This window comes from Nocardioides sp. NPDC087217, assembly GCF_044744805.1.
Lineage (GTDB): Bacteria > Actinomycetota > Actinomycetes > Propionibacteriales > Nocardioidaceae > Nocardioides.
The window spans coordinates 1-23,041 of record NZ_JBIUZB010000013.1 but is presented as its reverse complement, the minus strand read 5'-3'; the positions used below and the strand labels follow the sequence as shown (position 1 = coordinate 23,041).

General features: G+C 71.3%; 18 protein-coding genes. 14 read left to right on the top strand and 4 right to left on the bottom strand.

The features are described 5' to 3' along the window. Positions 1–38: 38 nt before the first annotated feature. A complete protein-coding gene (locus tag ACIO3S_RS28970; protein WP_400470226.1) occupies positions 39–971 on the top strand; it encodes a LysR family transcriptional regulator in 933 nt (310 codons plus the stop codon). On the opposite strand, the gene ACIO3S_RS28965 is transcribed toward ACIO3S_RS28970, so the two are convergent. Then, the gene (locus ACIO3S_RS28965) at positions 972–1,889 is read right to left on the bottom strand and encodes a LysR family transcriptional regulator (protein ID WP_350842179.1); all 918 of its coding nucleotides are present in this window, start codon (positions 1,887–1,889) and stop codon (positions 972–974) included. It lies immediately after the preceding gene. Positions 1,890–2,096: 207 nt separating this feature from the next. Here ACIO3S_RS28965 and ACIO3S_RS28960 point away from each other — a divergent pair, with 207 nt between their 5' ends. From ACIO3S_RS28960 to ACIO3S_RS28930, 7 genes are all read left to right on the top strand, one after another. After that, complete coding sequence (locus ACIO3S_RS28960; protein WP_400470223.1) at positions 2,097–3,206, top strand: PrpF domain-containing protein; 1,110 nt, start codon at positions 2,097–2,099, stop codon at positions 3,204–3,206. A 58-nt stretch (positions 3,207–3,264) separates the two neighbouring features. After that, on the top strand, positions 3,265–4,464 hold the full coding sequence (locus ACIO3S_RS28955) for a Bug family tripartite tricarboxylate transporter substrate binding protein (protein WP_400470220.1): 1,200 nt from the start codon (positions 3,265–3,267) through the stop codon (positions 4,462–4,464). A gap of 10 nt (positions 4,465–4,474) precedes the next feature. Continuing rightward, entirely contained in the window at positions 4,475–6,538 is a 2,064-nt protein-coding gene (locus ACIO3S_RS28950; RefSeq protein ID WP_400470217.1) for a tripartite tricarboxylate transporter permease, read from the top strand. Positions 6,539–6,584: 46 nt separating this feature from the next. After that, a complete protein-coding gene (locus ACIO3S_RS28945) occupies positions 6,585–6,959 on the top strand; it encodes a universal stress protein (protein WP_400470214.1) in 375 nt (124 codons plus the stop codon). 175 nt (positions 6,960–7,134) lie between these two features. Beyond that, a complete protein-coding gene (locus tag ACIO3S_RS28940; protein ID WP_400470211.1) occupies positions 7,135–9,141 on the top strand; it encodes an MMPL family transporter in 2,007 nt (668 codons plus the stop codon). After that, positions 9,138–10,388, top strand: a complete 1,251-nt coding sequence (locus ACIO3S_RS28935) for a sensor histidine kinase (protein ID WP_400470208.1) — start codon at positions 9,138–9,140, stop codon at positions 10,386–10,388. The genes ACIO3S_RS28940 and ACIO3S_RS28935 overlap by 4 nt, the downstream gene beginning before the upstream one ends. Next, positions 10,385–11,002, top strand: coding sequence for a response regulator (locus ACIO3S_RS28930; protein WP_400470205.1), 618 nt, complete (start codon positions 10,385–10,387; stop codon positions 11,000–11,002). The genes ACIO3S_RS28935 and ACIO3S_RS28930 overlap by 4 nt, the downstream gene beginning before the upstream one ends. Before the next feature lies 1 nt (position 11,003). Here ACIO3S_RS28930 and ACIO3S_RS28925 read toward each other — a convergent pair whose 3' ends face one another. Both ACIO3S_RS28925 and ACIO3S_RS28920 read right to left on the bottom strand, forming a co-directional pair. Continuing rightward, the gene (locus ACIO3S_RS28925) at positions 11,004–11,663 is read right to left on the bottom strand and encodes a response regulator transcription factor (protein ID WP_160021884.1); all 660 of its coding nucleotides are present in this window, start codon (positions 11,661–11,663) and stop codon (positions 11,004–11,006) included. Next, complete coding sequence (locus tag ACIO3S_RS28920) at positions 11,660–12,907, bottom strand: sensor histidine kinase (protein WP_400470201.1); 1,248 nt, start codon at positions 12,905–12,907, stop codon at positions 11,660–11,662. The genes ACIO3S_RS28925 and ACIO3S_RS28920 overlap by 4 nt, the downstream gene beginning before the upstream one ends. A gap of 145 nt (positions 12,908–13,052) precedes the next feature. On the opposite strand from ACIO3S_RS28920, the gene ACIO3S_RS28915 reads away from it, so the two are divergent. Further along, positions 13,053–13,955, top strand: a complete 903-nt coding sequence (locus ACIO3S_RS28915; RefSeq protein ID WP_400470198.1) for a type II CAAX prenyl endopeptidase Rce1 family protein — start codon at positions 13,053–13,055, stop codon at positions 13,953–13,955. Here the strand turns inward: ACIO3S_RS28915 and ACIO3S_RS28910 are convergent. Further along, positions 13,952–15,211 carry an MFS transporter gene (locus ACIO3S_RS28910; protein WP_400470195.1) on the bottom strand — a complete coding sequence of 420 codons (1,260 nt, stop codon included), beginning with the start codon at positions 15,209–15,211 and terminating at the stop codon, positions 13,952–13,954. The genes ACIO3S_RS28915 and ACIO3S_RS28910 overlap by 4 nt on opposite strands. 104 nt (positions 15,212–15,315) lie before the next feature. Between ACIO3S_RS28910 and ACIO3S_RS28905 the strand changes: the two genes are divergently transcribed. From ACIO3S_RS28905 to ACIO3S_RS28885, 5 genes are all read left to right on the top strand, one after another. Next, positions 15,316–16,767, top strand: coding sequence for a pyridoxal phosphate-dependent decarboxylase family protein (locus ACIO3S_RS28905; RefSeq protein WP_400470192.1), 1,452 nt, complete (start codon positions 15,316–15,318; stop codon positions 16,765–16,767). Continuing rightward, positions 16,764–18,125 carry a lysine N(6)-hydroxylase/L-ornithine N(5)-oxygenase family protein gene (locus tag ACIO3S_RS28900; protein ID WP_400470189.1) on the top strand — a complete coding sequence of 454 codons (1,362 nt, stop codon included), beginning with the start codon at positions 16,764–16,766 and terminating at the stop codon, positions 18,123–18,125. Before ACIO3S_RS28905 ends, ACIO3S_RS28900 begins: the two co-directional genes overlap by 4 nt. Then, a complete protein-coding gene (locus ACIO3S_RS28895; RefSeq protein WP_400470186.1) occupies positions 18,122–20,374 on the top strand; it encodes a GNAT family N-acetyltransferase in 2,253 nt (750 codons plus the stop codon). Before ACIO3S_RS28900 ends, ACIO3S_RS28895 begins: the two co-directional genes overlap by 4 nt. Before the next feature lie 79 nt (positions 20,375–20,453). Continuing rightward, positions 20,454–22,442 (top strand): penicillin acylase family protein, encoded by a 1,989-nt coding sequence (locus tag ACIO3S_RS28890; protein WP_400470183.1) that lies wholly within the window; start codon positions 20,454–20,456, stop codon positions 22,440–22,442. Continuing rightward, complete coding sequence (locus ACIO3S_RS28885) at positions 22,433–22,930, top strand: GNAT family N-acetyltransferase (RefSeq protein WP_400470180.1); 498 nt, start codon at positions 22,433–22,435, stop codon at positions 22,928–22,930. Before ACIO3S_RS28890 ends, ACIO3S_RS28885 begins: the two co-directional genes overlap by 10 nt. The last annotated feature ends 111 nt before the right edge of the window (positions 22,931–23,041 follow it).

Genomic DNA, 23,041 nt, shown 5'->3' with positions numbered 1-23,041 from the left:
TGCATCAGTGACGCACTAATAATGCGGATTTGCATACAATGACGAGTGTGGATGCCACCGCGCGAAACGTCCTGCCGATGCTCCCGGCCCTCGCGGCCCTGGCCGAGACGGGGCAGACGCACGCCGCCGCCGACCTGCTGCAGATGCCGCAGCCCACGGTGAGCCGCATGCTCGCGCGCCTCGGTCGAGAGCTCGGCGTGGACGTGGTCGAGAGACACGGGCGGGGTCTGCGGCTCACCAGGGCGGGGGAGGCGCTGGCCCCGCACGCAGCCGCCGCGGTCGCCGCGGCCACGGCGGGCATCGAGGCGGTGCAGGCTCAGGAGTCGGGCGCGCGAGGACGGATCGCCCTCGCGTTCCAGAGCACGCTCGGCGAGCGGGTCGTACCGGCGCTGGTCAAGGCGTTCCTGCAGGAGCATCCGGGCACATCGGTCGACCTGATCCAGACTTCGCGACCGCGGTGCCTGGAGGCGGTCACCGACGGCACCGCCGAGGTCGCGCTGATCTCGCCGCTCGACGATCGCTCCGACATGCGCCAGTGGCGGTTGCACACCGAGCCCCTGGTCCTGGTCGTACCGCCCGGCCATCGCCTGGCGACACGTGCCCGGGTGGGCTTCGAGGAGGCCGGCGCGGAGACGTTCATCTGCATGAAGCGCGGCTATGGGATGCGTACGCTGCTCGAGGGTCTCGCTGAGGCCAGCGGCGTCACGCCCACGATCGGCTTCGAGGGCGACGACCTCGCCACGCTCCGAGGACTCGTCTCGGCCGGCCTCGGGGTGAGCCTGGCGCCCCGTGACCCGCACGGGGCCACGGGCTGCGTCGAGGTCCCGTTGACGAACCCGGAGGCCGTACGTCACATCGGTGCCTGCTGGCTCGACCGCCGTCCGTCGACGCTCGCCGCCGCCTTCCAGGACCTGCTCCGGCGGCGGGGTCGGCGGCTCACCGAGATCGGCCTGCGCCCTCTGGGTGGCTGATCAGGAGTAGGTCGACGAGGTCTCCACGAGCACGTCGTGCAGGGCGAGCTCGGCCGCGCTGCGGACCCGGCCCGTCCGGTGCGCGACGAGCACGCGCCGGGGCGGCGCGGAGTCGCCCAGGGAGATGACGCGTACGTCGGGATGCTGGTTGACGGTGGCCGTTCGGGGAGCGAGCGCGATGCCCAGTCCGACGCTGACCATGGCCTGGGCCTCCTGGTAGTCGTTGGCCTGGAACGCGATGGTCGGCGTGAAGCCCGCGGCGACGGCGCTCCGCTGCAGCACCTCGACGACAGGGTGTCCTCCCGCGCGGATGATCCAGGGCTCCTCGGCGAGATCGGCCATCCGGACCGTACGCCGCCGGGCCAGGCGGTGGGTGGCGCCGACGAGGAGCACGGTGGGGTCGGTGAAGAGCTCGGTCAGCACCAGCTCGTCGTTGTCGACCCGCTCCCAGGCGTAGTCCCACAGCAGGGACATGGCGACCTTGCCCTCCTCCAGCATGCGCACGAGATCGTCCTCGCGGCCGCTGTGGATGGTCAGCGCGATGTTGGGGTAGAGCTCCTTGTAGCGCCGGACCGCCAGGGGTAGGAACGAGCTGCCGATGGTGGGGAAGGTGCCCAGGGTGACGCTGCCGCGACGTACGCCAGCGATGTCGGCGAGGTCCGACTCGGCGGCCGCCAGCTGGCGCAGGACCTTGCGCGCGTGGGTGGCGAGGACCAGGCCGGCGTCCGTCGGGGTCATGCCTCGGGCGTGGCGGTCGAGGAGCGGCTGCCCGGCCTCGCGCTCGAGCCTGAGGAGCTGCTGCGAGATCGCCGAAGGCGTGTAGCCCAGCGCCGCGGCCGCGCTGGTCACGGACCCCTCCTCCACGATCGCCAACAGGATCTGCAGTCGTTTGATGTCGAGCACGGCCCCAGTCTGCATGAAGTCGTGCTACATGGCCATGTAGGGCCGTGCAGTGCTGCTTCAGCCGCGAAGACGCGCAGCGGGACGCGAAGGCGGCCCGGAGCCGTCCGATGAGCGTGCAGTTTTGCTTCATGCTCATGTTCGAACTCGTGATTGTGCTACAAGTCACCTCGCTCCAGTCTGTGTGGGTCCGGACAGCCCGGACGACTCGGCTGAGGAGGCAATATGCGCGAGATCGCCGCGACTTGGATGCGGGGTGGCACCAGCAAGTGCTGGGTCTTCCGTCGCGACGACCTGAACGTCCCGGACCTGTCCGTCGACGAGGTGCTGCTGAGGATCTACGGCAGCCCTGACCATCGCCAGGTCGATGGCGTCGGCGGCGGTACGTCCACCACGAGCAAGGCGGTCATCCTCGCGCCCTCGGCGACGCCCGGGGTGGATGTGGAGTACACGTTCGCCCAGGTCGGCATCGAGGAGGCCAAGGTCGACTGGGGGAGCAACTGCGGCAACTGCTCCGCGGTGGTCGCGTCGTTCGCGATCCGCGAAGGATGGGTGAGCACCGGCACGCCGGAGACGGCCGTCCGCGTCCTCAACACCAACACCGACCAGCTCATCGTGCAGCGCGTGCCGACCCCCGGAGGCGTACTCGACGAGGAGGCCTCCGAGGCGATCCCCGGCGTTCCCTTCCTCGGCGCGCCGGTGCGGATGGGCTTCGTCGATCCGGCGGGCCGGAGCACCGGACGGCTCTTCCCGACGGGTCATCTGCGCGATGTCCTGCCGGAGACCGTGGGCGGGGTGACCGTCACGCTGATCGACGCGGGCGCGCCGGTCGTCGCGGCCAACGCTGCCGACTTCGGTGTGCGCGGCGAGGAGGACATCGCCGACCTCGATCTGGTGCCCGGCCTCCTGGCCGGCCTCGATGCCGTACGCCGGGAAGCCGGTGTCCTGATGGGGCTCGCCCCGACGCCGGATGCCGTCGCCCGTGCCGTTCCCAAGCTCGCGCTCGTCGCCGCCCCCGACCCGGCGAGCGAGGAGCACACCGACCTGACCGTGCGCATGCTGTCGATGGGGCGCTTCCATCCGGCGGTTCCGGTGACCGGCTCGGTGGCGCTGACCTTGGCCGCCGACGCCCCCGGCACGGTCGTTCACGACCTCGTCCCCGCGGGGAGGCCCGCCACCGGCCTGCGGCTCGGAACTCCCGCGGGCAGCGTGAGCACCTTCGCCGAGGAGCACGACGGCGTCCCTGTCGTCGGCGTCGTACGCACCTACCGCCGTCTCGCCCACGGATCCGTCGTGCTGCCGGATCCACCGCTCCTGCCGTCCGCATCGGCTTGACCATCTGACCCCTTGACACGGGATGCCCGTGTGAGGCTCGCTACACCTGGAGGAACTCATGACCCAGCACGTCGAAGAAGAGGACGTCGCCACGACCGCAGACGAGGATGCCGGCCCGACGCAGGACCCGCCGGAGCGACCTGCGCCGACTCCACGACTCGCCGTAGCCGTCCTCGCCGGATTCACCGCGTTGGCGGTGGGCGTCTCCGTCCTGGGCGGGGACTTCCTGAACCCGGCCGCCTCCACGGCCGACGGCGACTACTCGGGTGAGACCGTCGAGATGATGATCCCGCTGGCCGAGGGTGGTGGCACAGACACCTGGGCCCGGTTCGTCGGAGCCGAGCTGACCGAGGCGGTGCCCGGCTCCCCGGGCCTGGCTCCGGTCAACGACGACGGCGGCGAGGGGATCCTGGGCACCAACCACTTCATGACCTCGGCGAAGACCGACGGCACCGAGGTGCTGGTCAGCACCGCCTCGACGGTGGTGCCCTACCTCCTCGACATGCCGGCGGTGCGCTACGACTTCAACAAGCTGCGGCCGGTCCTGGCCAACGGCACCGGCGCGGTGGTCTACGCCCGGACCGGCGCTGGGGTGGACGGCATCGAGGACCTCGTCGACCGGGACAAGCCGCTCATCTTTGGTGGCATCGCGGCGACCAGCCTTGACCTCACCACGATGCTGGCCTTCGACCTGCTCTCGGCCGACATCGACTCGACCTTCGGCTTCGAGGGCCGCGGACCGGTCAACCTCGCGCTCCAGCGCGGCGAGGTCGACATCGACTACCAGACGACCTCGTCGTACGGGCCCGCGGTCGAGCCGCTGGTCGAGGACGGCACCGCGGTGCCGCTCTTCTCGCTCGGGCAGGTGAACGAGGACGGTGAGATCGTGCGCGATCCCAACTTCCCGGACCTGCCGACCGTCGTCGAGGCGTACGAGAAGCTCCATGGCAAGCAGCCGGATCCCGAGGCGCTGGAGACCTACCGCGCCATCCTGGCGCTGACCTACACCTACCAGAAGGCGCTCTGGGTGCCTGAGGACACACCGGACGAGGCGGTCGAGCTGCTGCGCTCGACGGCCGACGAGATGGGTGCCGATCCCGCGTTCCAGAAGTCCGCCGCCGAGGTGCTCGGTGGCTATCCGCTCGATGCCTCACCCGACCTCCCCGAACGGATCGGCGAGGCGTACCAGGTGGACGAGAGCGTCCGCGAGGACGTCCTCGAGCTGCTCGAGACCGACTACGACATCACGATCGACTGAGGGCAGACACATGACTGACGCAGCCTTCTCGGCCCTGGCCTCCCTGGCCGATCCCTCGCTCCTCATGATGCTCGCCGTCGGCGTGGTGGCCGGTCTGGTCATCGGCCTGATCCCCGGTCTCGGTGGCACCGGCGCGGTGGCGATCCTCCTCCCGATTACGTTCGGAATGGAGCCCGAGCCCGCGCTCGCGATGCTCATCGGAGCACTGGCCGTGGTGCACACCTCCGACACGGTCGCCGCCGTCCTGCTCGGCGCGCCCGGCTCCGCCTCGGCCAGCGTGACGATGCTCGACGGCTACTCGATGGCGCGGCAAGGACAGGCCAAACGCGCCCTGTCGCTCGCCTTCCTCTCCTCGATGGCCGGCGGCCTGATCGGGGCGGTCGGGCTCACCCTCGCCATTCCGCTGGCCCGGCCCCTGGTGCTGTCCTTCGGCAGCCCGGAGCTGTTCATGCTGACCATCCTCGGGGTCTCGCTCGCCGCCGTGCTCTCGCGCGGCAACGTCGTCAAGGGCCTGACCGCCGGACTGCTCGGACTCCTGCTCGGTCTCGTCGGCACCTCGCCCACGACCGCCGAGGAGCGGTTCTCCTTCGGGTCGCTGTTCCTCAGCGACGGCATCTCCCTGGTCGCGGTCGCGCTGGGTGTGTTCGGGCTCGCCGAGATCGCCAGCCGGGTCGGGCAGCGACGGGTCACCGAGAAGCCGGTGGAGCTCACCGGCGGCTGGGGATCCGGCATCCGCGAGTGGCTGACCCACTGGACCCATGTCATCCGAGGCGCGCTGATCGGCATCTGGGCCGGCGTGCTGCCCGGCGTCGGCGCCACCGCCGGCACCTGGCTCGCCTACGGGCAGGCAGTGGCCACCGCGAAGGACAAGCGGAAGTTCGGCAAGGGCGACCCCCGCGGCATCGTCGGTCCGGAGAGCGCCAACAACTCCGTCGAGGCCGGCGACCTGATCCCGACCTTCCTCTTCGGCATCCCCGGCGGCGTGCCGTCGGCGATGCTGCTCGGGATGCTGCTGACGTACGGCATCCAGCCGGGGCCGGCGATCGTCACCGACCATCTCGACCTCATGTACCTGATCGTGTGGGCGTTCGCGATCGCCTCGGTCGCCGGAGCCTTCCTCTGCTTCCTGGCCACCGGCTCGCTCGCCAAGCTCACCAAGGTGCCCTTCGCCGTGCTCGGGCCCGGTCTTCTCGTGGTGATGCTCCTGGGCGCGTTCCAGGAGGGTGGCCAGATCGGCGACCTGTGGGTGATGGTCGCGCTCGGCGTGGTCGGCTTCTTCCTCAAGGCCACCGGGATGCCGCGGGCTCCGTTCCTGATCGGCTTCGTCCTGGCCATCCCGATGGAGCGCTACTACTACCTGACCGCCAGCCTGTACGACGGCGCCTCCTGGGTCGCGCGACCCGGCGTGCTCGTCTTCGCCGCGCTGCTGATCGTGCCGCTGGCGTGGTCCCTGATCAAGAGGGTTCGGCGAGCCTCGGGGGCTGCCGACGACGGTCATCGGGACGAGCACGAGAGCGATGACGAGCACGGCGACGAGCTCGAGGGCTCGCTGGCCCGTACGCCCTGGTCTCGCGCCGTCGCGATCGTCGCGGTGCTGGTCTTCGCCGGCGCGCTGTGGGTGAGTGGGTCGTTCTCCGCAGAGGCCGCGCTGATGCCGCGGCTCGTAGCGATCGGCGGTCTGGCCGCGGCACTCATCCTGACCTGGCAGGAGCTGCGCGCGAGGCGGCAGGACACCCGCCGTGACACGCTCGATGACAGCGTCGAACCCACGGGTGGGTCCGGTGCCACGATGGTCGCCACCCGAGTGGACCACGCGGTCGACGCCCGGGCCCTGGCTCGGCGTCACGACCTGGTGATCGCCATGCGCACCTTTGTCGCGATGGCCGCGTTCCTGGTCCTCGTCATGCTCGGCGGCTACCTCGCGGCGACCCTGGTGTTCACCCCGGTGTTCCTCCTGTACGCAGCCCGCACCCGGCCACGTACGGCGATCATCTACACCCTCGTCCTGGGCGCCGTGCTGCTGGCCCTGCCGTCGCTGCTGCCGGTCGACCTGCCGATGGGCCTGCTGCAGTGACCGCGCCGACCTCTCGCCCGTCCACGCATCATCGAAAGGAACGCCGATGACCATCGTCGTCGCCTACGCCGACACCCCGCCCGGACACGCCGCCGTCACGGCCGCGGTCGCCGAGTCCCGAGAGGGAGAGACCGTGGTCATCGTGCCCGCCGTGCGCGGAGAGCGGGTCCCCGACGCCGATGAGCTCGAAGGTCGGTGGCCGGAGCTCGCCGGCCGGGTCGAGGTCGAGCGCGGAGACCTGGGTGACCCCAGCGACACCGTCATCCAGGTCTCCCAGCGGCTCGACGCGCGGCTGATCGTCCTGGGCCTGCGTGCGCGGACACCGGTCGGAAAGCTGGTCTTCGGCAGCACCGCCCAGCGGATCCTGCTCGATGCCACCTCCCCGGTGCTCGCGGTCAAGCCTTCCGTGGCCGGTCCCTGACCGCTCCGGCCCGCCGGCATCAGCCAAATGGATGATTCCTGGTTCAGTCCTGCTCGCGATGATCTGGGACGACGCCGCTGGTGGAGTTGTCGGCATGGCAGATTCTCTGGTTCGTACGCGGTCGGGTGCTCGTCCGCATCTCGCAGACAGGTTGACCTCCCGCCGTGGGGCTTGGGTGACGCTCGGCCTCGCGGTGGTCGTGATGGGGGTGCTCTTCGGGGCCTTCGCCGGTGCGGAGGCCCCGGCGCGGACCGGGCAGGCGCCGGTGGGGTCGGAGTCGACGCGGGTGAGCGCGCTGCTGGAGGAGTTCCCCGGTGCGGATCGTGAGTCCGTGCTCGTCGTCGCCTCCCGCGAGGACGAGGGTGCTCTCTCCAGCGGTGATCTCGACGGCCTCGAGGGGCTCGGCGTCCAGGTCGGTGCGCAGGCCGCGCCCGACTCCGCCGGTCCGATGCTCAGCGAGGACGGGGAAGCCGCGGCTCTCGCCGTGCCGATCACGGTCGGCGCCGACAACGCCGAGACGGCGAGGGTGATCAAGGCGCTGCGAGCCGATGTCGCGGGGCAGGCTCCCGACGGGCTGGTGCTGCAGGTGACCGGCGGGCCGGCGTTCGGGGCTGATGCGGCCGCGGCCTTCGACGGCGCCGACCTCACGCTGCTGCTGGTGACGGTCCTGATCGTGGCGGTGCTGCTGATCATCACCTACCGCTCGCCGGTGCTGTGGCTGGTCCCGCTGGTCGTGGTCGCCCTCGCCGACGCGCTCGCCGGGCGGGTCACCGCCGCGGCGGGAGCGCTGTGGGACTTCGGGTTCGACGCCGGCGTCGTCAGCGTCCTCGTGTTCGGTGCGGGGACCAACTACGCGCTGCTGCTGATCTCGCGGTACCGGGAGGAGCTGCAGCGGACCGAGGACGACCGGCTGGCGCTGAGCACTGCCTGGCGGAAGACGGCGCTCGCGATCCTCGCCTCCAACCTGACGGTCGTGCTCGCCCTGCTGACCCTGGTCGTGGCCACGATCCCGATGACCCGCGGGCTGGGGGTGCCCGCGGCGATCGGTCTGCTGATCGCCCTGGTCGCGGTGCTGTTCGTGCTTCCGCCTGCCCTGGCGGTGTGTGGGCGACGACTGTTCTGGCCGTTCGTCCCTCGCCCGGGTGACTCGCGTGACCAGGGCCGGGTCTGGCGCGCGGTCGCGTCGCGGGTGGTGAAGCGCCCGGTCGCGAGCCTGCTGGGTGGGCTCGTGCTGCTCGCGGTGATGGCCTCCGGCCTCTCCGGTACGTCGGTCGGGCTCGATCAGAGCGAGAAGTTCCGGGTGCAGTCCGAGTCGGCCGCCGGTCTGGAGACGCTCTCGGCGCACTTCCCGCCCGGCGAGGCCCAGCCGATCTACATCCTCGCCGACAGTGCGGCCGCTGCTGAGGTGGCCTCGATCGCGGGTGGCGTGGAGGGCGTGGTGCGCGCCCAGCCGGCCGGAGTCACCGATGACGGGGCGTCGACGAAGATCATGGTGACCAGCGAGTTCTCGCCCGGAACCGAGCGGAGTCTCGACCAGATCACCGACCTGCGGGAGGCGGTCCACCCGATCGAGGGCGCGGAGGCACTCGTCGGCGGCGCGGTCGCGACCGAGCTCGACGCCGCCGAGGGGAGCGAGGACGACCTGCTGCTGATCGCGCCGCTGGTGCTCGTGGTGAGCTTCCTCGTGCTCCTGGTCCTGCTGCGTTCCCTGGTGGCGCCCGGACTGCTGCTCCTGGTGAACCTCGCCAGCGCGGTCGCCGCGATCGGCGCCGGGGCCTGGCTGAGCCGCGTCATCTTCGATCAGCAGGCGCTCGACCTGCAGGTGCCGATCCTGGCGTTCCTGTTCCTGGTCGCGCTGGGGATCGACTACACGATCTTCCTCGTCCACCGGGCGCGCGCGGACGCGGGGCGGCTCGGCACCCGAGTGGGGGTGGTCGAGGCCGTCGCCCACACCGGCGGTGTGATCACCAGCGCCGGCATCGTCCTCGCCGGGGTCTTCGCCGCTCTCGGTGTGCTGCCGCTGGTCACTCTCGGACAGCTGGGCCTGATCGTCGGTGTGGGCGTGCTCGTGGACACCCTGGTGGTGCGTACGGTGATCGTGCCGGCGATCTTCGCCCTGGTGGGCGACCGCATCTGGTGGCCGGGACGACTGCAGAGGACCGGGGGAGAATCGAGCACATGAGTGTCGTACACGCGCCGCTGAGGCGGCCCGGGGCCTCGCACCCGACCCCTGCCGCCTCGACGGTGCGGGCGATGGAGATCGGGCAGCACGTGATCGTGGTCGTGCTGACGGCGATCGGCGTCAGCAGGGCGATCGGCGAGGGGGTGGCGCTTCCCGCCGCGGTCGTCTCGGGGCTCGCGATCCTCGGGTGGCACACCGCCGGCACGATCCTGCCTGCCAGGACGGGCTCGCCGCGGCTCCCGGTGTGGTGGCTGCTCGGCTTCGCGGTGATCTGGGTCGCCGCGGTCGCGGTCTCGGACGAGTTCGTCTGGCTCGCGTTCCTGCTCTGGCTGCTCGCCGGGCATCTGCTGCCGCTGCGCTGGGGCCTGGTCTTCTCGGCGGCGATCCTCGTGGTGGTGGTCGTGGCCCCGATCCTGCACCGTGGCACGACCAGCTACGCGGACGTCTTCGGCCCGCTCATCGGCGGCATCTTCGCGTTCGGCATCTCCCGCGGATACCTGCAGCTCCTCCGCGACGCCGCCGAGCGAGAACGGCTCGTGACGTCCCTGCGGAGCGCGCAGCAGGAGATGGCCGAGCTGCAGGACGAGCTGCTGCTGGCCCAGCGACACTCCGGAGCGATCGCCGAACGCACCCGGATCTCGCGAGACATCCACGACACCATCGCGCAGGCGCTCTCCTCGATCCGGCTCCTCACCCACGCCGGAGGCAACCGCACCACGGACCCGGAGTCCTCGCGTACCTTTGCGCAGGTCGAGGCGCTGGCGGGCGACAGCCTCGCGGACGTACGTCGGATCGTCGAGGCCCTGGCACCGGCCGAGCTCGAGGACGCCGCCCTCGCCTCGGCGCTCCGGCGGATGCTCGACCGCACGAGGGACGAGGCCAGGCTGCACGCCGAGCTCCACGTCGACGACACGCTCCCGCTGCTGCGGACCGAGGTCGAGGTCGCGCTGCTCCGCACCGCCCAGTCGGCCCTCGCCAACGTACGTCTCCACGCCGCGGCGACGCGGGTCGTGGTCACGCTGGTCGACGACGGTGACTCGGTGCGTATGGACATCAGCGACGATGGCGACGGGTTCGATGTCGCTGCCTGGGAGCAGGACGCCGATGCCGGCTCGTCCAGCTATGGGCTGCGTTTCATGCGGGCCCGTCTTCGCGAGCTCGGCGGTGGCCTCGACGTGGAGAGCACGCCCGGTGAGGGCACCGCGGTCTCCGCGCATCTCCCGATCCACATCGAGGGGTCGCGATGACCACGGTGCTCCTCGTCGACGATCACCCGGTCGTACGCAGCGGCCTGCGCGCCGTGATCGAGGCGGGCGACGCCCTGACGGTCGTCGGGGAGGCCGCCACCGGCGAGGCGGCGATCACCCTGGCCGGTCACCTCCATCCCGACGTCGTGCTGTGCGACCTTCGCCTGGGAAGCGGGATCGACGGCATCCGGACCACGATCGCGCTCCGCGCCCTCGACCCGGCGCCGGCCGTGCTGATCCTGACCACCTTCGACCGCGACGCCGAGGTGCTCGGTGCGATCGAGGCCGGGGCCGCCGGCTACCTGCTCAAGGACGTCGACCCCGAGGTCATCGTCCAGGGCATCCACCGCGCCGCCGCCGGCGACATGGTCCTCGCTCCGGACCTGGCCACCCGGGTGCTCAAGGGCATGCGCAGCCCGCTGCCGCGGCTCACCGATCGCGAGATCGAGGTGCTGCGGCACCTGGCCAGGGGCGCGACCAACAAGGAGATCGCGCGCACGCTCTTCGTCACCGAGGCCACCGTGAAGAGCCACCTCGCGCACATCTTCACCAAGCTCGATGTCGACAGCCGCTCCCGCGCCATCCATGTCGCGCAGGAGACCGGCTTGATCTGAGTCAGTGCTCGACGAGCCCCGACTGGTAGGCCCACACCGCGGCCTGAAGGCGCGACTTGACGCCGAGCTTGGGCATCATCCGGGCCAGGTGGGACTTGACCGTGGAGACCTCGAGGACGAGCGCCTGGGCGATCTCCTCGTTGGACATGCCCTCAGCCAGGTGGAGAAGGATGTCGAGCTCGCGGGTCGTGAGGACCTCGCTGGCGCGCGCTGCGGTCACGGGCTGCGTACGCCTGCGGGTGACGACCTCGCGGAGGACTCGCCGGGTCAGCGAGGTGTCGAGGGTGCCGTGGCCGGCGGCGACGGAGCGTACGGCGGCGACGATGGCATCGGGGTCGGCGTCCTTGAGGAGGAAGCCGGAGGCGCCGGCCTCGAGGGCACCGAAGACGTAGTCGTCGATGTCGAAGGTGGTCAGGACGAGCACCGGGATCGGATCGGCGACGTCGGGACCGCACAGCTCGCGGGTGGCGCTGATGCCGTCGCGGCCGGGCATGCGGATGTCCATGCAGACCACGTCGGGCCGCAGCGCCAGCGCCCGCTCGACCGCGGCGGCACCGTCCTCGGCCACGGCGACGACCTCGATGTCGGGCTCGGTCTCCAGCAGCGTACGCAGCCCGGCACGCACCAACGGCTGGTCGTCGGCGACCACGACCCGGATCATCCGGCCACCTCCGCGGTGGCGGTGGCGGGGATCCGCAGCCGCGTCTGCCAGCCGCCCTCGGCGGTCGGTCCGGCCTCGAGCGTCGAGTCGGTCAGGTCGGCGCGCTCCTGCATGCCGACCAGGCCCAGGCCACGCCGACGCGGCGGTTCGGCGGGGATCGGTGGCGGCCCGTTACGCACCGTCACCACCACCTCGGCCGGATCCCGGGCGTCCAGGACCACCTCGCACCGGGCGCCCGGCGCGTGCCGGGCTGCGTTGGCGAGGCACTCCTGCACGGTGCGATAGGCGGAGAGCTGGGCGAGCGGCCCGACGCTCTCGGTGACGGAACCGGTCCCCAGGAGGGAGAACGACACCTCGAGCCCGGCGCGACGGGCGTCGTCGACGAGCGAGCCCAGCTGGGACAGGCGCTCGTGCCCGCTCGCCTCCCCGGCCTGCCCCGGGCTCCGCAACAGCGTGACCAGGCCACGCAGCTCGCGCAGCATCGCGGTGCTCTGGGTGCGGACCTGGCGTACGGACTCCTTCGCGCCGGCCGGGTCGGTGTCGATCTGCCGCTCGACCGCGCCCGTCATCACCGCGATGCCGGTCAGGTGGTGGGCGGCGATGTCGTGGAGCTCGCGGGCCATCGCCGTACGCTCCTCCGCGATCGCCGCGGCGATCTGGGCGGACTGCTCCCGGTCGACGGCGTCCGCGAGATCGGTCCGGGCCGACCGCGCGTCGCGGCGTGCGCGTACGGTGACGGCGAGCAGCGCCGGAGCGGCGATCACGCCCGCACCCTGGACCAGACCGGCCAGGACCGCGGTGCCGGCCGGAAGGCCGATGCTCGTCTGGCTCAGGCAGGTGCCGAGCGCGACCAGCAGCCCGGCCCCGGTCAGTGCCCCGGCCAGGGCCCGGATCCGGCGGGGGAGCGGAGTCGAGGTCACCGCCGACCACACCGCGACCAGCACGGCCGCCGAGGCGAGGCTGGTGGCGTCGCCCGCGCCGCTGACCGCGAGCACGACCGAGGCGGCGGCCACGACCAGCAGCACCGCCAGTGGCCGGGAGCGCCGCTCGACGAGCACGACCGCCTGTGCGGTGAGCACCACCAGCGCGACCCACCAACCCGCGCTGCCGAGCGCGGGGCTCCCGCCGATCTCGGCGTCGGCGGAGTCGAGGCCGGGCGCGGCCACCAGCAGTGCCGTGGTGACCAGCCAGACCACCACGGGTGGGATCAGTCGCGGCACCATCCGCGTCGTCTCGTCGCTCACGCCATCATCCTTTCCGCAACCGGTCCCGGTCGCCAGCATCTTTCGATGCAAGTGCGAAGGTTCGCTCTTTTGCCCGGCGCGACCGGACCGGCCCCGTTCCTAGGTTTCAGGTCAGGAAAGCGACCAACGCCGAAAGGGAACGACCATGACCACAACCCAGCCCGTGACCGGGCCCGTCACCGAACCGGATCAGGGCCTACGAGCATTTGTCACCCGCCACCAGCTCTCCACCTTCTTCGTGCTGGCCCTCGCGGCGAGCTGGCTGGCCTGGACACCGTACGTCCTGTCCAACAGCGGCCTCGGCGTCTGGGACCTCACCTTCCCCGGCGGCATGATTGGCGGCCAGCTCCTCGGGATGCTCCCGGGCGCGTACCTGGGCCCGATCGGCAGCGCGGCGCTGGTCACCGGGCTCGTCGGCGGCCGGGCCGGCCTGCGGGCCTGGGTCGTCGGGATGTGGCGCTGGCGGGCCAGCTGGCGCTGGTACGCCGGGATCCTGATCGGCGTGCCGGCCACGATCATCGTCGCGACCCAGGCCGTCGGCGGGCAGATGGCGGCGCCGTCGCAGGCGTGGCTGATCGTGCTGGTGGCGTACGTCCCCGGGCTCATCCTGCAGATGATCACCACCGGCCTCGCCGAGGAGCCGGGCTGGCGCGACTTCGCCCTGCCCCGGCTGCAGCGGAAGGTCGGACCGCTCGGGTCCGCGTTCGTGCTCGGCCCGATCTGGGCGCTGTGGCACATGCCGCTCTTCCTGACCGACTGGGCCGGCTGGCCGGACGTGCGCTGGTACGCCCCGCTCGTCTTCACGGCCTTCTGCGTCACCTTCGGGATCGTGATGACCTGGGTCTTCAACCGCACCGGTCAGAGCCTGCCGCTGGCGATGCTGCTGCACACCAGCGTCAACAACTACGCCTCGGTCGCCTCCACCGAGCTCTTCCCGGGCGTCGACGCCGACCGGTTCCAGCTCGCGGTGCTGCTCGCCGCGGGGATCGGCGCGGCGATCGTCATCGTCGCCACCCGCGGCCGGCTGGGATACCGCTCCGCAGGCTAGTCGGCGGCCACCTGGACGGGCTCCCGGAGGGTCTCGGCCTCCGGGGCGCCGTCCTCGGCCGCGGTGAGCAGGAACCGGAGCCGGGTCAGGACCAGGCCCGCGGTGAGGGTGCCGCCGATCACGACGACCGCCCACAGGTGGCCGAGGCCGCTGCCGATGAGCGAGCCGGCCAGCGCCGGTCCGAGGATCTGGCCGAGGGTCAGGGTGAGACCGAGGGAGGCGTTGTAGCGGCCGCGCAGGTGGTCGGGGGCGATGGTGTTCGCCAGCCCGGTCACGATCGGCGCCCACAGCGTCTCGCCCAGGCCGAAGATGGCCAGGCCGATCACGACGGCGGCCACCGCGCCGGCGACGGGCATCAGGTCGGCGGCCGCCAGCACGCTCCAGGCCAGCGACCAGGTCAGCACGGCGCACGCCAGTGCGGTCGTACGCCGCCACCCGGAGGTGAGCCGCAGCAGGATCACCTGCCCGCACACGATCACGGCGGCGTTGGCCGCGAAGGCCCAGCCGAGCGCGGTCGCCGGCACCCCGGCCACATCGACGGCGTACGCGGTCGCGCCGGCCTCGAGCTGTCCGTAGCCGAAGGTCACCGCGAGCACCCCACAGGCGACCAGGGCCACCGCACGCCGATCGCGCAGCACCTCGCCCCAGGATCCGGCGGTCGCGTCGTCCGCGTCGTTCTCCGCGGGACGGGCGGGGGAGCGGACCAGGAAGGCCAGCACCGCGGCGTAGACGAGATAGGCGACGGCGTCGCACAGATAGAGCACCTGGAACGTCTCCGGACGCGCGACGTCGATGAGGAACGCGCTGACCAGACCACCCACGCCGATGCCCGCGTTCAGCCCCAGGAAGGCGAACCCGTAGGCCCGCTCGCGGTCCTCGGCCGGGACCATCCCGGCCAGCAGCGTCGTCGTGCCCGGCCACAGGGGAGAGGCGCCCACGACCACGCCGGCCAGCACCGCCATCGTCGGCACGGTCCCGTCTATGAAGCCGAGCGATCCGATCGAGACGGACTCCACGATCAGCGCGGCGATCAGGACCGCGCGAGGCCCGAAGTGGTCGAGGAGCGCGCCGACGCCGGGGGCGGCCGCCAGGCCGACCAGGCCCATCCACGCGAACATCCAGCCGGCGGTCGACGAGCCGAGGTCCTGGACCTGGGCCATGTAGACGTACAGGAACGGAAGGGTCAGGCCGTTGCCGAGGGAGGCGAAGGCGAAACCTGCGAGCACGCGAGTGGCCCGGGTGGGGGAGTGCGGCACGGGTGTGATCGTCCTCTCTCTGGCCCACCTGTCTGGCGGGGACGCGTTTAGGGTAGCCTCACTTAGGTTCGCCTAACCTAATCCCCCCGTGTCGAAGGAGACCAGTGAGCGCACCGCACTTGGAGCATCTGTTCCACCCCGACAATGCTCGTGAGTACACCAGCGGCATCACCGAAGCAATCCGGCTGCTCGTCGACCAGCTCGCCACTCTCGAGGGTCCCACCACCGGAATCTCGCCCGAGGAGGCAGCGGTACCGGTCGCCGAGGTCGACCTGGACAACCCCCTCGTCGACGGCGCCGCAGCGCTGGCCGAGGTCAGCAAGCTGTGGCTCCAGGATGCGGTCTGGTTCCACGACCCCTCCTATGCCGCCCACCTCAACTGCCCGGTCGTGATCCCCTCCCTCGTCGGGGAGCTGCTGATCGCGGCCGTCAACACCTCGATGGACACCTTCGACCAGTCCGTGGGCGGTACGTTCATGGAACGTCGTCTCATCGACTGGACCGCCGCTCGCGCGGGCTACCCGGAGGCGACCCGCGACGGCATCTTCACCAGCGGCGGCAGCCAGTCCAACCTGCAGGCGCTGCTCCTGGCCCGTGGTGAGGCGGAGCGCCGCGGCGTACCTCTGGACCGGCTGCGCTTCCTGACCTCCGCGGACAGCCACTTCTCCATCGCCAAGTCGGCTCGCCTGCTCGGCATGGGCGACGCCGCCGCGATCGCGATCCCGACCGACGCCGAGCACCGGATGGACGTCGCCGCTCTGCGCGAGGCGCTCGACGAGTGCGTCGTCGACGGCCTCGTCCCGGCCGCGGTCGTGGCCACCGCGGGCACCACCGACTTCGGCGTCATCGACCCCCTCCACGCCATCGCCGACGCCTGCCAGGACTTCAACGTCTGGTTCCATGTCGACGCGGCGTACGGCGGTGGGCTGCTCGCCTCGCCGAAGTATCGCCACCTGCTCGACGGCATCGAGCGGTCGAACTCGGTCACGATCGACTACCACAAGACCTGGTTCCAGCCGGTCTCCTCCAGCGCGCTCCTGGTCCGCGACCTGGCGACCATGCAGCACGCCTCCTGGTACGCCGACTACCTCAACCCACGCGAGTCGGAGAACCCCAACCAGGTCGACAAGTCCCTGCAGACCACCCGCCGCTTCGACGCGCTCAAGCTGTGGCTGACGCTGCGCACGATGGGCCCGGATCAGATCGGCGCCTACCTGGAGACCGTGATCGACCTGGCCCGCGAGGTCTACGACATCCTCAGCGCGCAGCCCGACATCGAGGTCGTCACGCCCTCGCAGCTCTCCACGGTCGTCTTCCGCTACGTCGACCCGCACCTGGACGAGGAGGCTCTGGGAGATCTCAACCGCCGCATCCGCGCCGAGATGTGGAGCGGCGGCCGCGGCGTCGTCGCCGCGACCAAGGTCGACGGCCGGCAGTTCCTCAAGCTGACGCTGCTCAACCCCAAGGCCTCCGTGCAGGACGTACTCGAGATCATCGAGCAGGTCCGTACGCTGGGCCTTTCTCTGGGCCGCGCCGTTCCGGAGGTCGCCCGATGACCACGCCCACCACTGTGTTCACCGATTCCCGCATCCACGACCTGATCGGCATCGGGCTCGGCCCGTTCAACCTCGGCCTGGCCGCCCTCGCCGACCCGATCGACGAGCTCGACTGCCTGTTCCTGGAGGGCCGCGACCGGTTCGACTGGCATCCCGGGATGATGCTCGACGAGGCCACCCTGCAGGTGCCGTTCCTCGCCGACCTGGTGACGATGGCCGACCCGACCTCGCGGTTCAGCTTCCTCAACTTCCTCAAGCAGACCGGCCGGATCTACCCGTTCTACATCCGCGAGAACTTCCTGCCCCACCGGCGCGAGTACAACCAGTACTGCCAGTGGGTCGCCGAGCGGCTCGACTCGGTGCGCTTCGGCCAGCAGGTCACCTCGGTGGAGCACGACGGGGAGACGTACGTCGTGACCACCGCCTCCGGTGAGACCCATCGGACCAGGCGGCTGGTGCTCGGGACCGGGACGACCCCACGCGTCCCGGAGTGTGCGGCCGAGGTCGTGGCCGCGGAGGGGCCGGCGCTGCACAGCGCCGAGTACCTCGCCCGCAAGGACGAGCTCGTCACCCGGCGCAGCATCACCGTCGTCGGCAGCGGCCAGTCGGCCGCGGAGGTCTACCTCGACCTGCTGACCGCCCAGCCCGACCACGACTACCAGCTGGCCTGGCTGACCCGCAGCCCGCGGTTCTTCTCGATGGAGTACACCAAGCTCACCCTCGAGCTGACCTCCCCGGAGTACTCCGCCTACTTCCAGGCGCTTCCGAGCGAGAAGCGTGAGCGGCTGCTGAAGGCGCAGCAGAGCCTCTACAAGGGCATCTCGGGCGACACCATCGACGCGATCCACGAGGCGCTCTACACCCGGTCGGTCACCGAGGCGGCCGAGACCACGCTGCTCACCAACACCGAGGTGCGCGGCGTGACCCGGACCGAGAGCGGCTACCACCTCGCGCTGCACCACGTGGAGCAGGAGGAGGACTACGAGATGGCGACCGAGGCGCTCGTCCTCGCCACCGGCTACCGCGCCGGCATCCCGGCGTTCCTGGAGCCCGTCCGCGACCGGCTCCGCCTCGACGAGCAGGGGCGCTACGCCGCCAGCTCGACCTTCTCGGTCGACACCGCCGACCGCGAGATCTGGGTGCAGAACGGCGAGGAGCACACCCACGGCTTCGTCGCCCCCGACCTCGGCATGGGCGCGTACCGCAGCTCGGTCATCCTCGCCGCCATCCTCGGCCGGGAGCCGTACCCCGTCGAGAAGCGGGTCGCCTTCCAGGAGTTCGGCGTCCCGGACCGGTTCAAAATTCAGCCCAGCCGGATCTTGAGAGAGCACAGCCAGCCCACGGAGGAGAACCGATGAGGATCACGATCGAGCCGCTCGAGATCGAGGCCCACCTCGCCACCGTCCACTCCTGGGTGACCCACCCGCGCTCGGCGTACTGGATGATGCTGGACGCCACGCTGGAGGACGTCGCCGCGGAGTACGCGCGGATCGCCGGCCACCCGCACCACGACGCCTGGCTCGGCCGGGTCGACGGTGTGCCGGCGTTCCTGGTCGAGACCTACGACCCCGCCCGCAGCGAGCTCGCCGGGATCACCCAGGTGCCCGACCTCGCCGCCGGCGACCTGGGCATGCATGTCCTGGTCGCGCCTACCTCAGGTGAGCCCGTGACCGGCTACACCACCCGGGTCTTCCGGGCGGTCATGCGGCACTGCTTCGCGGACCCCGGCGTGCGTCGCGTGGTGGTCGAGCCGGACGTACGCAACGAGGCGATCCGGCGCAAGAACACCGAGGCCGGCTTCGTCGAGCTGCGCGAGATCAGCATCGGGGAGAAGACCGCGATGCTCTCGGTCTGCACCAGGGAGATGTACGCAGCCGCCCACCTGCGCCCGGAGAACCTGCGCGTCGCGCACCGCCACCTGGTCGCCAAGGCGATCGCGGAGTTCAGCCACGAGCGGATGATCGCGCCCGTGGCCACCGACACGGGCTGGGAGCTGCAGGGGCCGACCTCGACGTACGCGTTCACCGGGCGCCGCTTCCAGCTCGAGCACTGGGTGGTGGACCCGGCCTCGATCGTCCGGACGAGCGGAGGTGAGGAGGCCGAGGTCGACGCGCAGGCGTTCGTCGCCGAGTTCGCGCCCGATCTCGGGATCCCGGACAAGCTGCTGCCGACCTACCTGGAGGAGCTGGCGGCCACCATCGCCTCGGCCTGCTGGAAGCTCGAGCACCAGACGCTGACCGCCGCCGACCTGGTCGACGCCGACCACCAGAGCGTCGAAGGTGCGATGAGCGAGGGCCACCCGGCCTTCGTCGCCAACAACGGCCGGATCGGCTTCGACATCGACGACCACGCGCGCTGGGCGCCGGAGACGAGCAACGACCTGAGCCTGCTGTGGGTCGCCGTCTCCCGGGACCAGTCCCACCTGGCCCTGGGCCGCGGCGAGGACGAGCAGGCGCTCTACGAGGCCGAGCTCGGCGAGGCGACGCTGGCCCGGTTCGCGGCGAAGCTGCGCGGGCTCGGGCTGGACCCGGATGGGTTCCGCTACCTGCCGGTCCATCCGTGGCAGTGGCGCCACAAGCTCGCGGTCACCTTCGCGACCGACGTCGCCGCGCGACGGATCGTGCTGGTCGGCGAGGGTGAGGACGTCCACCGCCCGCAGCAGTCGATCCGGACGTACTTCAACACCAGTCGTCCGGAGCGGCACTACGTCAAGACCGCGCTGTCGATTCAGAACATGGGCTTCATGCGGGGGCTATCGCCGGCGTACATGGCCGCGACGCCGGTCATCAACGACTGGGTCGCCGACCTGGTGGAGGGCGACGCGGAGCTGAAGGAGCGCGGATTCGGGGTGCTGCGCGAGCTCGCCTCGATCGGCTGGACCGGCGACGTGTTCCACTCCCTGCCGAACCCGTCGCCCTACCGGAAGATGATCGCCGCTCTGTGGCGGGAGTCGCCGGTGCCGCGCCTCTCCGAGGGGGAGCGGTGCGCGACGATGGCGGCGCTGCTCCACCGCGACGCCGCCGGTGCCTCGTACGCGGCCGAGCTGGTCCGTGCCTCCGGGCTGCCCGCCCGCGAATGGGTGCGCAGCTACCTCGACGCCTACCTGCGCCCGCTGGTGCACTGCCTGCTGGCGTACGACCTGGCGTTCATGCCGCACGGCGAGAACCTGGTGATGGTGCTGCGCGACCACGTCCCGGTGCGGATGTTCATGAAGGACATCGGCGAGGAGGTGGCGGTGATGGGTGACCTGCCGCTGCCCGAGGAGGTCTCCCGGATCCGCGGATCCTTCCCTGACGACGTCAAGGCGCTGGCCGTCCACACCGACATCTTCGACGGGGTGCTGCGCTACGTCGCCGCGATCCTCGATGATGAGGGGGTGCTGCCGGAGACCGAGTTCTGGGCCGAGGCCCGGGCCTGCATCGTCGACCATGCCGCCGACCACCCCGAGCTGGCCGACGCGGTCGCGCGCTACGACTTCCTCCGCCCGCGCTTCCGGCACTCCTGCCTCAACCGGCTCCAGCTGCGCAACACCCTGCAGATGGTCGACATCACCGACCAGGCCGAGTCGCTCATGTTCGCCGGCACGCTGGCCAACCCGATCGCATGAGCGAGCGCGAGCGAGCGAGTCATGGGGTCAACATGCCGCCGCGTCCGTACTCTGGCGCTTGCGCTACGGATGTGGCGGCATGAGCGTTCTCCTTCGGGACGAGTGGGGCATTCCGCATGTGCGGGGTGCCTCGCTCGCCGAGGTGGCCCGGCTGCAGGGCTGGGCCACCGCGCGGGACCGCGGGTGGCAGCTCGAGATCGAGCGGCTGCGAGGCGAGGGCCGCACCGCCGAGCTGCTCGGACCGGCCGGGCTCGAGTGGGACGCCTTCGCCCGCCGCGCTCGGCTGGAGGCGGTGGCGCAGGCGGCCTACGAGCGGCTCGACTCGGAGACGCAGGCGTTCCTGACGGCGTACGTCGAGGGCGTCCGCTCCGGCCTGGAGGGGGCGCCCTGCCCGGAGCTCGACGGGCCCGATGGGCTCGGGCCCGCGCCAGGGACCTGGCAGCCGTGGACGCCGCTGGCGGTCTTCTGGGTGCAGCAGATCCTCTTCGGGTCGTTCCCCTCGAAGCTCTTCGGCGCCCGAGCGGCGCGGGTGCTCGGCGCCGACGCCGAGCTGTTCCGCACCGAGGGCCTGTCCGGCGGCTCCAACGCGTACGCCGTCGGCGGCGGCCGCACCCGGTCCGGTCTGCCGCTCGTGGCCGGTGACCCGCATCGCGTCTTCGAGGCGCCCAACGTCTATCTCCAGGTGCGGCTGGCCTGCACCGACCCCGACGACCCCTTCGATGTCGTCGGGATGACCTTCCCCGGCGTACCCGGCGTGCAGCACTTCGCGCACGCCGGTCAGGTCGCGTGGGGGATCACCAACGCGATGGCCGACTATCAGGATCTCCACCGCGTCGACCTGCGCTCAGGCGGCGAGGTGGTGCGGCGCAGCGTGGAGACGGTGCTCGTCCGCGACCAGGAGCCGGTCGAGGTCGAGATCCTGGAGACCGACCGTGGACCGGTCGTGCTCGGCGGTTACGACGAGGGCTGGGGAGAGGTGCTGCGCTCACCCGGTCACGAGCTCGCCGACCTCGGCTTCGGTGCGCTGCTGCCGCTGCTGCGAGCCCGTTCGGTCGCCGATGTCGAGGCCGCGGTGGAGCACTGGGTCGAGCCGGTCAACAACTGGGTGATCGCCGACGTGGCCGGCGACGTCGTCCACACTGTCGGCGGCCGGGTCCCGCGGCGGGATGAGGCGGGGGAGTGGACCGGCTGGGTCGACCCGCTTCCGCGGCGTACGGCCTCGGCGGATGGTTCCGTCGTGACCGCCAACGACCGGTGCATGCCGGAGTTCGACGTGCTCGCGGCCGGCTTCGCGCCGCCGTTCCGGGCGCACCGGATCGCGCAGCTCCTCGACGAAGCGGGACCCCTCGACGCTGAGCAGGCGGTGGCGGTCCTCGCCGACACGACGCAGACCGCCGGCGCGCCGCTGCTCGGGCTGGTCCCGGCCGATCTGCGACCCGAGGCGCTGGCCGGGTGGGACGGCGCGATGGACGGCTCTCCGGGCGCCGCCTGGTACGCCGCGCTGCGTGCCGAGGTCGTCGACCGCATCTGCGCGGCACCGGTGCTCGCGCCGCTGCGGGAGCCGTCGGAGCACGGGCCCCTCTATGAGCCGTGGTTCAGCCTGTCCGCGCGGGTGGCCGGCGCCCTGCACATCATCCTGGCCGCGGAGAAGCCCTTCGGTCTGGACCCGCGAGCGCTCGTCGGGGAGGCCGCGAAGGCCGTACGCGGCGCCGACAGCGACCCGGCGCCCTGGCCCGAGGAACACCGCTTCTGGCCGCTGCACGCGCTGGAGCAGTTCGACCTCCCGCACACGCGGACCGCTCCCGCCACCCCTCTGTCCGGCGACACCGACACGGTGCGCTGCAACGCCTGGATCCCGGGCACCACCGTGACCGTCCGGGGCTCGGTGGCGCGCTACGCCTGGGATCTGGCTGACCGCGACAACAGCCGTTGGGTCGTACCCCTCGGCGTCAGCGGATCCCCGGACAGCCCCCACCACATCGATCAGCACGACGCTTGGGCCAGGGGAGGCGCGGTCCGCGTCGTCACCAACTGGTCCCTGCTCACCGAGGAGAAGACATGCCCCTGACCATTCGTGACCTGGAGCCGTCGGCCGACATCGACCTGTTGTGCGGCTGGCTGCACGACGATCGGGCCCGGTTCTGGGGCATGGTCGAGAAGCCGCGCGAGGAGATCGAGGAGATCTACACCTGGCTGCAGGAGCAGCCCCATCTGGCTGCGTACATCGTCGAGCTCGACGGCGATCCGGTCGCGCTCTTCCAGACCTGGGACCCCGAGGTCGACGAGCTCGGCACCTTCTACGATCGCCGCCCCGGCGACATCGGCGTCCACCTCTTCCTCGCCGACACCCCGACCCGCAAGGGCCGGACGGAGGAGGTCCTCGAGTTCTTCATCGAGGAGGTCATCTCCAAGTCCGGCGCCCGTCGTGCCGTCGTCGAGCCCGACGCCTCCAACGAGGCCTCCCTCGCCAGGCTCGACGACTTCGGTTTCAAACGCGGCCCTGTCGTTCAGCTTCCGCACAAGGTCGCCCAGTACGCCTTCCTCGACCTTCCCTGACTCATGCCAGCTTCGAGGCGACCTGGTTGAGGTTGGCGCGGAGCTTGGCGCGGTAGGCGTCGTGCTGCTCGGGCAGCCGGGCGTCGCAGAAGGCGGCCAGGTCGGTCCCGG